Origin of the sequence: Streptomyces sp. A2-16 (assembly GCF_018128905.1) — a bacterium.
Lineage (GTDB): Bacteria > Actinomycetota > Actinomycetes > Streptomycetales > Streptomycetaceae > Streptomyces.
Genome location: NZ_CP063808.1, coordinates 3,771,081 through 3,783,258, shown reverse-complemented (window position 1 = coordinate 3,783,258; position 12,178 = coordinate 3,771,081). Strand labels below are relative to the sequence as shown.

The 12,178-nt window shown below is 73.5% G+C and carries 10 protein-coding genes; 3 read left to right on the top strand and 7 right to left on the bottom strand.

Going from position 1 to position 12,178, the window contains the following annotated elements:
- Nucleotides 1-207 precede the first annotated feature (207 nt).
- Nucleotides 208-1,167, top strand: coding sequence for an SDR family NAD(P)-dependent oxidoreductase (locus IOD14_RS17000; protein WP_212670677.1), 960 nt, complete (start codon nucleotides 208-210; stop codon nucleotides 1,165-1,167).
- 257 nt (nucleotides 1,168-1,424) lie between these two features.
- Here the strand turns inward: IOD14_RS17000 and IOD14_RS16995 are convergent, their stop codons facing one another.
- The gene (locus IOD14_RS16995; protein WP_123993623.1) at nucleotides 1,425-2,081 is read right to left on the bottom strand and encodes a M15 family metallopeptidase; all 657 of its coding nucleotides are present in this window, start codon (nucleotides 2,079-2,081) and stop codon (nucleotides 1,425-1,427) included.
- Nucleotides 2,082-2,185: 104 nt separating this feature from the next.
- Here IOD14_RS16995 and IOD14_RS16990 point away from each other — a divergent pair, with 104 nt between their 5' ends.
- Nucleotides 2,186-3,214, top strand: a complete 1,029-nt coding sequence (locus tag IOD14_RS16990) for an SDR family oxidoreductase (RefSeq protein ID WP_212670676.1) — start codon at nucleotides 2,186-2,188, stop codon at nucleotides 3,212-3,214.
- Nucleotides 3,215-3,465: 251 nt separating this feature from the next.
- On the opposite strand, the gene IOD14_RS16985 is transcribed toward IOD14_RS16990, so the two are convergent.
- Genes IOD14_RS16985 through IOD14_RS16970 form a run of 4 tightly spaced genes read right to left on the bottom strand, consistent with a single transcriptional unit; the run spans nucleotide 3,466 to nucleotide 9,367 of the window.
- A complete protein-coding gene (locus IOD14_RS16985) occupies nucleotides 3,466-3,708 on the bottom strand; it encodes a hypothetical protein (RefSeq protein WP_123993625.1) in 243 nt (80 codons plus the stop codon).
- A gap of 60 nt (nucleotides 3,709-3,768) precedes the next feature.
- A complete protein-coding gene (locus IOD14_RS16980; protein ID WP_123993626.1) occupies nucleotides 3,769-5,049 on the bottom strand; it encodes an ROK family protein in 1,281 nt (426 codons plus the stop codon).
- 6 nt (nucleotides 5,050-5,055) lie between these two features.
- The gene (locus IOD14_RS16975) at nucleotides 5,056-6,048 is read right to left on the bottom strand and encodes an aminoglycoside phosphotransferase family protein (RefSeq protein ID WP_174269371.1); all 993 of its coding nucleotides are present in this window, start codon (nucleotides 6,046-6,048) and stop codon (nucleotides 5,056-5,058) included.
- 16 nt (nucleotides 6,049-6,064) lie between these two features.
- A complete protein-coding gene (locus IOD14_RS16970) occupies nucleotides 6,065-9,367 on the bottom strand; it encodes a cytochrome P450 (protein WP_212670675.1) in 3,303 nt (1,100 codons plus the stop codon).
- A 142-nt stretch (nucleotides 9,368-9,509) separates the two neighbouring features.
- Here IOD14_RS16970 and IOD14_RS16965 point away from each other — a divergent pair, with 142 nt between their 5' ends.
- Complete coding sequence (locus IOD14_RS16965) at nucleotides 9,510-10,142, top strand: PAS domain S-box protein (RefSeq protein WP_212670674.1); 633 nt, start codon at nucleotides 9,510-9,512, stop codon at nucleotides 10,140-10,142.
- On the opposite strand, the gene IOD14_RS16960 is transcribed toward IOD14_RS16965, so the two are convergent.
- Together IOD14_RS16960 and IOD14_RS16955 are read right to left on the bottom strand one after the other, a co-directional pair.
- A complete protein-coding gene (locus IOD14_RS16960; protein WP_249125933.1) occupies nucleotides 10,085-10,984 on the bottom strand; it encodes a DUF3626 domain-containing protein in 900 nt (299 codons plus the stop codon). The two genes, IOD14_RS16965 and IOD14_RS16960, sit on opposite strands and share 58 nt — an antisense overlap.
- A 67-nt stretch (nucleotides 10,985-11,051) precedes the next feature.
- The gene (locus IOD14_RS16955) at nucleotides 11,052-12,050 is read right to left on the bottom strand and encodes a zinc-binding dehydrogenase (protein ID WP_212670673.1); all 999 of its coding nucleotides are present in this window, start codon (nucleotides 12,048-12,050) and stop codon (nucleotides 11,052-11,054) included.
- Between the last annotated feature and the right edge of the window lie 128 nt (nucleotides 12,051-12,178).

The following is a 12,178-nucleotide window of genomic DNA, read 5'->3' as shown; positions in this document are numbered from 1 at the left end:
CCCGGGCCTCACCTTTTGCCCACAGGGACGATCGTTCGGCTGAAGCCCTGTGGAGCCTTTCGCCGAGAGGCGACCGCCATCCGTACCCACCACTCGACCGCCCCGACCGTGATTCCCCCGTCCGGTCGGGGCTTCCTCTTGTCCCGGCCCGGCGCCCGGCGGTGCGCGCTTGACTTCGAGCGCGCTCCAATTCGTAGCGTTCCCGTCATGAGCACTGCACAGCACAAGATCGGTTCGGGGTTCGGCGCCCACACCACGGCCGACGACGTCCTCGCGGGCGTCGACCTGTCCGGCAAGCTCGCGATCGTCACCGGGGGCTACTCGGGGCTCGGTCTGGAGACCACCCGAGCGCTCACAAAGGCGGGCGCCCGGGTCGTCGTCCCGGCCCGCCGCCCCGACACCGCCTGGAAGGCCCTGGCCGGCCTGAAGAACGTGGAGCTGGACGAGCTGGACCTCGGTGACCTGGAGAGCGTGCGCGCCTTCGCCGAGCGGTTCCTCGACTCGGGCCGCACGGTCGACTTCGTCATCGACAACGCCGGGATCATGGCCTGCCCGGAGACTCGGATCGGGCCGGGCTGGGAGGCGCAGTTCGCGACCAACCACCTCGGTCACTTCGCTCTGGTCAACCGGCTGTGGCCGGCCATCGAGCCCGGCGGCGCCCGCGTGGTGTCGGTGTCCTCGCGCGCCCACCACTTCTCCGGCATGCGCTGGGACGACGTCCACTGGCGGAGCGGCTACGACAAGTGGCAGGCCTACGGCCAGGCGAAGACCGCGAACGTCCTGTTCGCCGTCCACCTCGACAGGCTCGGCGCCGAGCGCGGGGTACGGGCCTTCTCGCTCCACCCGGGCGGCATCCTCACCCCGCTGCAGCGCCACCTCCCCAAGGCGGAGATGGTCGAGCGCGGCTGGATCGACGAACAGGGCAATGCGCTCAACCCGTCGGGCTTCAAGAGCCCGGAGCAGGGCGCGGCCACGCAGGTGTGGGCGGCGACCTCGGCCCAGCTGGCGGGGATGGGCGGTGTCTACCTGGAGGACTGCGACATCGCCGAGCCCGCGGTCGACGGCGACCAGAGCAGCGGTGTCCGCTCCTGGGCGACCGACCCGGAGCAGGCGGCCCGTCTGTGGACACTGTCGGCGGAGCTCACGGGGGTGAACGCGTTCGCCTGAGGGGCGGGCGGAGCCGGGGCCGGGGCGGTCCCGCCGGATCAGGCCGGACGCCGGGGGCGGTCCCACGGAGCAGGCCGGACGCCAGGGAGGTCCGCGGAGCAAGCCGGACGCCGAGGGCCGGTCGCCGGAGCAAGCCGGACGCCGAGGGCCGGTCGCCGGAGCAGGCCGGACGCCAGGAAGGTCCGCCGGAACAAGCCGGACGCCAGGAAGGTCCGCCGGAGCTGGCCGGAGAAGCGTGCTGGGTGCCTCGGGCGGGCCTAGGTCGTCGCGTGTTCCTTCGGCCCGTACAGTGCGGTGGGTGCGCCGGTCTCCAGGGCCCAGTAGCGGTCCCCGTAGGACCAGTGCCACCACTCGGTCGGGTAGTTGACCAGGCCCGCCGCGCTCAGCGCCTCGCCCAGCACGGCCCGGTTGGCCTTGGCCTCCTCGGTGATGTTGCCGGCACCGGTGTAGCAGGCGCCGTCGCTCTCCTCGGGGTTGGCGTTCATGGCGGTGCCCAGGTCGAGTTCGCGGCCGTCGGCGCCCGCGAGGGTGAGGTCGACGGCCGCGCCGGCGCTGTGCGGGGCTATCTCGGGCGGGGAGACGTAACGGCTGGCCGCGCTGCGGATCCGGTCGGCGGACCAGTCGGGGTGGGCGGCGCGCAGCTCGTCGGAGTAGTCCTCGAAGTAGTGCCGCTGGAGTGCGGGCGGCCGGTATCCCTCCACGAAGAGCAGGCGCAGGCCGCCCGGCAGCAGGTCCTGCGCCCGCAGCAGCCGGTCGAGGACACCCTGTCGCAGATGGACCTCGGCGCCCAGGGAGTCCTCGTGCTTGCGGTCGTCGACGAGGAGGTGGCCGCGGACGTCCACGAGGGGCTCCCCGTTCTCCTCGACGGGGACGGCGGCGACTCGGGCGTCGGACATCAGGATGATCTCGCTCATGGGGTGATCATCTCGCGTCGGCGGAGCGCGCCGTGCACCGCGTGCTTCGCCTGAGGCCGGGTACTCGGACCGTTCCCCGCCCCAGCGGCCCGAAGGAGTCGAAGGTGAGCACTTCGAACGGCAGCAGGATCGTGGTCACGGGCGCCACCGGCAACGTGGGAACCAGCGTGGTGCGCCTTCTCTCGGAGGACCCGGAGGTGGGCTCCGTACGGGGCCTGGCCAGGCGGATCCCGGACTGGTCGCCCGCCCGGACGGAATGGTCCGCGGTCGATCTCGCGTCCGCGCAGACGGATCTGACCGAGGAGTTCGCGGGCGCGGACGCGGTGGTGCATCTGGCGTGGGCGTTCCAGCCGACGCACGACCCAGCGACCACCTGGCGCACCAACGTGCTGGGTTCGATCCGGGTGTTCGAGGCGGTGGCGGCGGCCAAGGTGCCGACGTTGGTGCACGCGTCGTCCGTGGGCGCCTACTCCCCTGGTCCGAAGGAGCACGCGGTGGACGAGTCGTGGCCGACGCACGGCTGGCCGGACGCGGCGTACTGCCGGGAGAAGGCGTATCTGGAGCGTGCCCTGGACACCTTCGAGCGCGACCATCCCGCCGTGCGGGTCGTACGGATGCGTCCGGCGTTCCTCTTCAAGCGGGAGTCGGCGAGCGAGCAGCGCCGCATCTTCGGTGGCCGGTTCCTGCCGGGACAGCTGGCGCGGCCCGAACTGCTGCCCTTCCTGCCCGACATCCCCGGGCTGCGGGTCCAGGCACTGCACACCGACGACGCGGCGCAGGCCTATCGGCTCGCGGTGCGCTCGGACGTGCGGGGCGCCTTCAACCTGGCGGGCGAGCCGCCGGTCGACGCGGAGCTGCTGGCCGGGATGCTCGACGCCCGTCCCGTAAGGCTCCCGCGCACCGCGGCCCGCTCGGCGATCGCGGCCGCGTGGGGCCTGCACCTGCTGCCCGCGTCCCCGCACCTGTTCGACGCGGTCCTGCGCATGCCGCTCATGGACTGCACACGCGCCCGCACCGAACTCGGCTGGCACCCGGAGCACACGGCGACCGAGGTCCTGGAGGAGTTCCTGCACGGAATGCAGCAGGGCGCGGGGGCACGGACGGAACCGATGAAGGGCCGCAAGGTGGGCTGAGGGGCGGGATCGATCGAGGTGCCCGGGGGCCGCCCGACGCCTGTCGAGGCGAACGGGGCCGGGCACCAGGAGCAGGGCGCGGGGATCAAGGGCCACCCGGCCGTCTCCAGGGCGCCGAGCTCCGCGGGGCGCCGGCCGTCTCCAGGGCGCCGAGTTCCGCGGGGCGCCCCGGATCGGAGGGCCGGGCGAGATTCGCCGTGCCCCGCTGGGCGGAGGCGGCAAGCCCTGCCGGGCCGTCCTGGTCGGCGAGGTCAGCCGGAGGTTTCCTCGGCTCCCGGGTGTTCGGGGTGGACGGTGTCCGAGCGCGGTGCTCCCTGTCGGCCGGTGCCCGCCTCGTCGGTGTCGGGGACGTCGTCGGGCTGGTCGGTGCCGGGGTCCTCGTCGGGGACGGTGGCGACCTCCCAGGGGTCGTCGCCCTCGCCCGCCTGCTGGTCCGGCAGATCGCGCGGTACGGGGTCCCCGTTCTCGCCCGGTCCCTCGTTGCGGTGGTCCACGACTTCCTCCTGCACGTTGACGGCGCAAGCGCGAGTACCTCCGCGCAGGTCGGCGAAACGTCAGTGCGGGGCGCGGTCCTCCAGGGCGGTCCGCCAGGCCGGTGCCGGGCCCCCGGGCGCGGGTTCGGGGCGCCGGCCGCCGCGGGCGAAGAAGTCGGCGAGCGGGAGGATGGCGGCGCCGACGGTGACCGCGTCGGGTCCGAGACGCCCGAGGTCGACGGTGACCTTCCCGGCCGGGTACCGCAGTGCGTACTCCGTCGCGTGGCGCCGTACGGCGGGCAGGAACCGTTCCCCGAGCTGGAGGCCGGCCCAGCCGCCGACGAGGATGCGTTCGGGCTGGAAGAGGTTGATCAGGTCGGACAGGCCGGCGCCCAGGTATTCGGCGGTCTCGTCGAGGACGGCGAGGGCCACCGGGTCGGCCTCCTCGCCCTCCGGCGGCCAGGCGGCGGCGAGCATGGCCGTCAGCGCGCTCTCCTCGTCCACCCCCTCGGCAGGCCGGCCGCCCGCCTCCCGCCAGCGTTCCAGCAACGACTCCGCACCCGCGTAGGCCTCCAGGCAGCCGAGGGCACCGCAGCGGCAGCGGCGCCCTCCGACCCGTACGGTCAGATGCCCCCACTCGACCGCACGCCCGTGCTCCACCTCGGGCGTCACCAGACAGGCTCCGACGCCGGAGCCGAAGAGGACCACGACGGCGCTGCGGGCACCGCGGCCGCCGCCGAACCACATCTCGGCCTGGCCGAGGGTCTTGGCGCCGTTGTCGATGAAGTACCGGACGTCGCCGGGCAGCGCGGAGCCGGTGCGCAGCAGTGCCTCCAGCGGGACGGCGTCCCAGCCGATGGTCTGTCCGTGCACGACGGCCCCGCTCTCGGGGGTGTGCGCGACGATGCCGGGCACTCCGATGCCGACGCCGAGCAGTGTCTTCGGATCGGTCCCGGTGTCGGCGAGGACCTCGGCGAGCCCGTCGCGGATGTGCCCGACGACGACCTCGACGTCGTAGCTCTGCTGGGTCAACGGCCTTTCGGTGCGGGCGAGTTCGGTGAGGGTCAGGTCGAACAGCTCGACGCGCACCCGGGTCTCCCCGACGTCGACGCCGATCATGTGGCCGCTGCCGGGTGCCACCCGCAGCAGGGTGCGGGGGCGTCCGCCGTCGGACTCGACGCTCCCGGCCTCCTCCAGCAGTCCGTCGGCCACCAGGTCGGCGACGACGTTGCTGACCGAGCCGGAGCTGAGCCCGGTGGCGGGGCCGAGTTCGAAGCGGCTGAGGGGTCCGTCGAAGTAGAGGCGCTGCAGTACGGCCGTGCGGTTGGCGCGTCTGAGGTCGCGTACGGTGCGTCCGTTCAAGGCTGTTCAGGCTCCCGTGACCCGTGCGAGGGCTTCGATCTCGTCCAGGGCTGCGACGAGTTCCGGTGCCACCGCCGACTGGACCCAGCGTTCCTTCTCCTCGTCGACGGCCCGTGGGACCGTCTCCGTGAGCATGATCAGGTAGAGGTAGGCGCGGTAGAGGGCCAGGCGTACCCGGGCCGGGACGTCGAACTCGGCCCGGCCGCCCGCCTCCCGGTAGCCCGCGAGGAACGCCTCGTCCGTCCTGATGTCCCCGAGCAGCGCCAGGGAGACGAAGTCGGCGAGGGGATCGCCCCAGAACATGCGTTCCCCGTCGATGAGCCCGCCGATGCGCGGCTCCCCGCCTGCCGGGCGGTCGACGAGGATGTTCCCGTCCCACAGGTCGAAGTGGACCAGCGCGGGGACGGTGACCTCGTCGAGGGCGGGGAACCCGGTCCGGATCGTGGCCTCCACCTGCTCGACGGACCGGGGCAGCCGCGCGGCGTAGTCCCGGGCGTCGTCGAGGATCGCCTCGATCATGGTGGTGAACGCGGTCCGCCAGTCGGGGGCGAGCGGGCCGAGGGCGCGGGAGGGGTAGCCGAAGCCCGGTCCGGTCACCGTGTGCAGCCGGGCCACCTGACGGCCCAACTCGCGGCGCAGCGCGGGACGTTCGGATGCGGTGACCGACTCGTCCCAGGGCTCGCCGGGGCAGGCCGTCATCAGCAGATGCGGTACGAGGACGCCGGCCCCGAGGGCCACCACGTGCGGTGCGGCGACCTCGGCCTCGGCGGCCCTGCGGTAGAACTCCGCCTCGGCCACGAGGAGTCCGCGCTCGTATCCGAGGCCGGGCACGGTGGGCGCGGGCGGGACCTTGACCACGTACCGGGTGCCGTCGGCGAGAAGGAACTCCTCGACGGTGTTGTAGGTGCCGCCGCTCAGGGGCCGGACCGCGGCGAGCCGGTCGGGGTCGAGGCCCGCCTCCTCCAGCACCTGCCGAGCCCATTCCCAGGAGTCCACCAAGGTCCCGCCCCTTCCGTCACCCCGCGGCGTACACGTCCTCGATGTAACGTCCGTCCCGCACCAGCCCGTCGAGCCACCGCTCGGCGGCCTGCTCGTCCGCGTCGGGCGTGTGTTCTTGGAACAGGGTACGGAACGCGTCCCGCACGCCGGGAGCCATTCGTGATCCGTCTCCGCAGACGTACACCCGGGCACCCGCCCGGAGGAGTGCCCAGACCTCGTCCGCCTCGGCGGCGACGCGGTGCTGCACGAAGCCGCTGCCCGGCACCCGGCTGAAGGCGGGTCGCAGGCACACGGCTCCCACCGCTTCGGCGGAGCGCAGTTCGTCGGCGTGCAGGAAGTCGGCGTCCGGGGCGTCGCAGCCGAAGTAGCAGAGGGCGGGCGGGAGTTCCTCGCCCCGGCCCAGGGCGGCGACGCGGTCGGCGATCGCACCGCGGAAAGGTGCGAGGCCCGTGCCCGCCGAGATCATCACGACCGGGTGGGAGTGGTCGACGCGGAAGGCCTCCCGGCAGGGCTGGATCCGGGCCAGGACGGTGTCGCCGGGCTGGACGTCGGTGAGGTGCCCGGAGCCGACGCCCCGGTGGGTGCCGTTGCCGGACCGGGCGGGTGCCTCCAGGAGGGAGACCATGAGGTCGATGTGCCCGGGGTCCGTCCGGGGTGACGAGGACACCGAGTAGTGGCGGGGGCGCAGCGGGGTCAGGAGGCCGAGCAGGGCCGGCCAGTCGAGGGCGCCGCGCAGGGCGGGGTGGGCCTCGAAGAGTTCGACGAGGGTGCGCGGGTCTTCGGTGAGGGCCGCCAGCCGGTGCCGTTCCGGCGGGCAGGGGTTGGCGGCGGCCAGCGCGGTGAGCTGGTCGGCGCTCGGGCACTGTCGCAACTCGACGTGGTGGGTGAGGAGTTGGCGCACGGTGAGAGGGCGGTCGACGGCGAGTCCGGCACGGCGCGGGCGGGTCGCGCGGATGTCCAGCAGGGCGTCCAGGTCGACGCCGAACGCGTCGGCGGCCCGCTCGACGAGCGCCTTGTCGTTGACCGGGAGCACGGTGACGTGGTCGGCGGTGCGGTAGGTGACGCCCTCGGGCAGGGCGAGCCGTACGAACCGCTTGAGGCGGGGGTGGCCGGGGGCGGTGAGGTCGTAAGCCTCGGTGACGGTCATCGGGACCAGGCCGTGGCGCTCGGCGAGGGCGTCGAGAGGACCGCCGGTGAGGGTGCGGACCTCGTAGTCCGCGCCGGTCTCGGACGCGCCGGTCTCGGACGCGGTGGCCCCGGACGCGCCGGTCTCGGACGCGGTGACCCCGGACGCAGTGACCCCGGACGCAGTGACCCCGGACGCGGTGACCCCGGACGCAGTGGCCCCGGACGCAGTGGCCCCGGACGCGGTGACCCCGGTCGCTCCGGTGACCCCCTCCGGGTCGCCGTAGGTCTCCAGGAGCCGGGTCCGCAGGTCGGCGGTGAAGGCGCGGACCGTGCCGGTCAGGTCGCCGGAGGCGTCACCGGCGGCGCGGCGCAGCAGGCGGGTGGCGCCCAGTGCGGCGAGCCGGTCGTCGATGCGGGTCGGGAAGTGCTGGTAGGTGGCGGCCCAGTTGCGGTCGCCGACGCCGAGAACGGTGTACGAAACGCCCGTCAGGTCGTGGGCGCCCTCCAGCCAGTGCGCGAACTCGCGGGCGTCGTCGGTGGGTTGGCCGTTGTAGGAGGCGGCGGTGATGACGACCGGGCGGTCGTCGGGGAGCCCTTGCGCGTACGCGTCCAGGGGCGCGACCTCGGTGTCGCAGCCCAGGTCTGCTGCCTCGTCGGCGAGTTGGCCGGCGAAGTCGCGGCAGGTGCCGTAGTTGCTGCCGTGCAGGAACAGGGCGCGGGTGCCGGGCAGCACTCGGGCGGGCAGCGCGCCGGTGGCGGTCCCGGCCGGCGCGGTCCGCGGCACCGCGCCCGGCAGGAGGGGGTGGGTGCGGTCGGCCGGAGTGCGTGAGGTGAGCTCGAGGGTGAAGCCGTCGGGCTTGAGGGTGAGCGCCTCCTTCACCGTGAGGCGGTAGTCGGCGTGGTCGTGCAGGCGGTAGCGGTGGACGAGGAGCGCGAGCAGCATGGTCGCCTCGTGGAGGGCGAACTGCCGTCCGATGCAGGCGCGTTCGCCGGTGCCGAAGGGCTTGAAGGCGTGCGGGGAGCGGGCGGCCTCCGCCTGGGGCGTGAAGCGGGAGGGGTCGAACAGCTCGGGGTTGTCGCCCCACACGGGCTGCCGGTGCAGCATCGGCGCGACGACCGTGAGGGACTGTCCGGCGCGCACCGGGAGGCGTCCGCCGAGCAGGGTGTCCTCACGGGCCTGCCTGGTGAAGGCGGCGGCGGTCGGCCAGAGCCGGAGCGCCTCGTTGAGGACCTGGCGGGTATAGGTGAGCCGCCCGACCTCGTCGAAGGTCGGCTCCGGGTCGGCGGTGTCGCCCCACAGCTCGTCGACCTCGCGCCGTACCAGGTCGAGCACGGCCGGGTGCTTGGCCAGGTAGTACATCGCGAAGGACATCGCACCGGAGGTGGTCTCGTGACCGGCGATCAGGAAGGTGATCACCTGGTTGCGGATGTTGGTGGTGTCGAGCGTGGTGCCGTCGGCGGGGTGCGTGGCGGTGAGCATGAGCCCGAGGAGGTCGTCGGAGCCGCTCTCGCCGGATGCGACGCGGGCGCTGATCACCTCGTCAACGACCTGCGCCAGGTGGTCGGCGTTCGCGCGGAAGGCCTGGTCGTCGGCCGTGTAGTCGCCGTCCGGGGTGCGGGCGAGGCGGGTCATGGCCCACTCCAGGCAGCGCACCATCGACTCGACGAAGGGGTGGGGCTCGTCGCGCTCGAAGGAGCCGAAGTCGTAGCCGAATCCGGCGAGTCCGATGGTGTCGAGGGTCATCCGGGTCATGTCGTCGGCGACGTCCACCGGCCGGCCGGTGCGGGCGGCCCGGTCCCAGGAGCCGATCAGCCGCCGGGCCACGCGCAGCATCACCGGGTGGTAGGCGCGCATCGAGCCCAGTGCGAAGGCGGGCATCAGGATGTCGTGGGCCTTGGTCCAGTTCGGTTCGTCGTTGTACGCGGTGAACAGTCCGTCGGCGGCGAACTCCCGGACGTTCTCCAGCGCGGGCCCGATCGCCTTGGTGAACCGGGACTCGTCGGCGAGTTCGGTGACCAGGTCGAGATCGGCGACGAAGGTGACGTCCCGGCCGTGGAGCCGCCGCACGAGCAGCGGGCCGTGCTCGCGCATCAGTCCCATGACCTGCTGGAGCGGGGTGCGGCCGGGACCGGTGGCCGAGATGTCGACGACGGGGACGCCGGTGGGGGTGGTCTGCGCGGTGGGGGGCATGGCGCGGCAACTGCCTTTCGCGGTACGGGGAGTACTGCGATCCAGCGTGATCCACGGGCCCCGGCCGCCCGGCCGCCCGCACTACATGATTGTGTAGTGCACGCAGGTGCGCGGCGCTTGCGCGCGGCGGCTGGAGGTGCTGGTGGAGCGGTCCGATCCGGAGGCGGTGGTCTGGCGCAACCGTGCCCTGACGCTCTTCGACCGGGTCTCGGTGCCGGTCGCGGTGTGCGATGTGTACGGTGCCGTCCTGCTGGCGAATCCGGCGATGGCCGCGGAGTGCGGTACGGCGCCGGGGCGGCTGCGCGGCAGGGACGTGCTGGAGTTGTTCCGCCCGCAGGAGGCCACGCAGGTGGAGCGGATCGCCGAGGCGCTGCGGCTGCGGCACCGTTCGCGCTATCAGGTGTCGGTGTGCTGGCGGGCGCCGGGAGGCGCGGAGCGGTTCGGGGAGCTGACGGCGGACCCGGTGAGCGACACGGTCGAGGCGACCCCGGCGCTGCTGGTGATGCTCCGGGTCGGGGGCGAGCGCGACCGCTCCCCCGCCGAGCCCGTGCGGGTCTCGCCGGTGGAGGCCCGCATCCTGGCGCTGCTCGCGGGCGGCGCCACCACCGCGCACGCCGCCCGGGAGATAGGCCTGACCACGGACGGGGTCACCTACCACCTGCGGCGGCTGTCGGCGCGGTGGGGCGCGGGGACCCGTACGGAACTGGTCGCGCGGGCCTACGCGCTCGGGGTGCTGGCCACCGGCGTCTGGCCTCCCGAAGCCGCCTCCGCCTGAGCCATTCCCTGGGGCGCCCCGAACCGCGCCAGCGTGTGCCACACCATCTTCAGGGCCTGGAGTTCGTACCGGCCCGTCCTGGCCGCGTCGCCGATGATGCGCGGGTCGACCAGTCCGTCCTCGGCGATGCTCGCGCCCAGTTCGGCGTACTCCGGTCCGCGGTAGTCGGCGTGGCGGCGCAGTTCGGCGACGGTGATCCGGTAGCCGGGATGCCACTCGACGGGGACGGGCAGCAGGCGGGCCGCCGCCTCGACGGGGGTGTTCCGGTAGCTCGCGTCCAGGACGAGAGCCTCCACGTCGCGGGCCAGGTCCACGCCGCCGTGCACCTGGGCCTCGATGTAGTCGTTGAGGGCGTCCTGCTCGTCCGCCTCCGCGAGAGCGATCAGGGACATGCCCGCGGCGACCCCGAAGTGGACCGGCTCGGCGGCGCTGTCGGGGTAGCAGAAGGTGGCGCGGGCCAGGGGCTCACCGGTCAGCCGGAAGTGCGAGGAGCCGAACCGCGGTGCGGCGCCGACCACTTGACGGCGGAAGTTCAGCGCGCCGTACACGGGCCGGTCGTGGGCGTCCGCGTCGTCGTAGGCGCCGCCGAAGATCCGGCTCTCCCAGCGCCACCGGTCGCCGCCGGGGTGGGCGGTCAGCCCACCGTTGCTCGTGCCGGTGACGAACTGCGAGTGGTAGGCGCCGTCCTGGGCCAGCGCCTCCAGGAGAGGCAGGCCGCGCGCCACGCGGTCCGGGTGGAAGTTCAGCGTGATGCGCACGTCCGGGGCGACGGCCGGCCCCTCGGACACGGCCGCCACATGCCTCAACGCCGCCCGTGCCCGGGCCGATCCGACGGGACTCACTGACTCACCTCTCCGACGACCTACCGGATGATCACCCGGAGAGGAGGGAGGCCGCACCTCGTTTTGCTCATTCCGGAGTGACGGCGAGGACGATCTTGCCGCGGTTGTCCCGCCGCTCCAGCCGCTCGTGGGCGGCCCGCGCCTCGTGCAGGGGTACGACGGTCTCGATCGGCACGCGATAGCCGCCTGCGGCGACCCGCTCGGCCAGTTCTCGCAGGTCGGGGCGCGGGTCGTAGCCGTGGATCTGGAGGTTGGTGAGCTGGAAGCCGAGGATGGAGGCGTTCTTGGGATAGAAGTCGCGGGTGTCGACGGTGCTCGGTTCCAGGGCGACGTTGGCGAGGGCCACGACCCGGCCGCCGTGGCCCACTTCACGCAGGCTGCGCCCGAAGGCCGGTCCGCCGACGGTGTCGAGGACGACGTCGGCGCCCCGCCCGTCGGTGAGCCGCAGCACCTCCTCGACCTCGGCGTCGTCGGGGTGGGCGGACGTGTCGACGGTGGCGTCGGCGCCGAACTCCCCGGCCCAGGCGGCCTTTTCGGTGGAACCGGCGAGGGCGAGGACCCTCGCCCCGGCCTCGGCGGCGATCTGCACGGCCGCCGTGCCGACGCCGCTCGCCGCGGCCTTCACCACCACGGTGTCGTCCTTGGTGACACGGGCGAGGTGGCGCAGGCAGTACCAGGCGCTGAGCCAGGCGATCGGCAGGGCGGCGGCCCGGGTGAGGTCCACCGCGTCGGGGAGACCCACCACGTTGGTGGCGGAGACCGTGGCCGACTCGGCGTAGAAGCCGGACGACTTGCCGCCGTCCAGGGCCATGACCCGCTGCCCGGGCGCGAAGCCGGTCACCCCCTCCCCCACCTCGACGACGACACCCGCCGCCTCGGCGCCCGGGATCAGCGGCGGGTGTCCGGCCCGGTGGTAGCGGCCGGAGCGGAGCAGGGCGTCCGCCCGGTTCACCCCGGCCGCGACGACCCGCATCAGCACCTCTCCCGGGCCCGGCACCGGGTCGGGCACCTCGACCGGCACCAGCACCTCGGGTCCGCCGAACCTGTCGATCCGCACCGCACGCATGCCGCACCTGCTTTCTGACCCGGCCACTCGCATGGCTGACACCGGTTGAAGTGGTGTCACCTTCCGACACTGCCTCAACCGGTGTCAAGTGGGTGCGCGACCCGAACCGACACCGCATGAACCGGTGT

Coding starts and splice junctions, on each gene's coding strand:
- IOD14_RS17000 (WP_212670677.1), top strand. CDS start 208: ATGAGCACTGCACAGCACAAGATCGGTTCGGGGTTCGGCGCCCACACC.
- IOD14_RS16995 (WP_123993623.1), bottom strand. CDS start 2,081: ATGAGCGAGATCATCCTGATGTCCGACGCCCGAGTCGCCGCCGTCCCC.
- IOD14_RS16970 (WP_212670675.1), bottom strand. CDS start 9,367: ATGCCCCCCACCGCGCAGACCACCCCCACCGGCGTCCCCGTCGTCGAC.
- IOD14_RS16955 (WP_212670673.1), bottom strand. CDS start 12,050: ATGCGTGCGGTGCGGATCGACAGGTTCGGCGGACCCGAGGTGCTGGTG.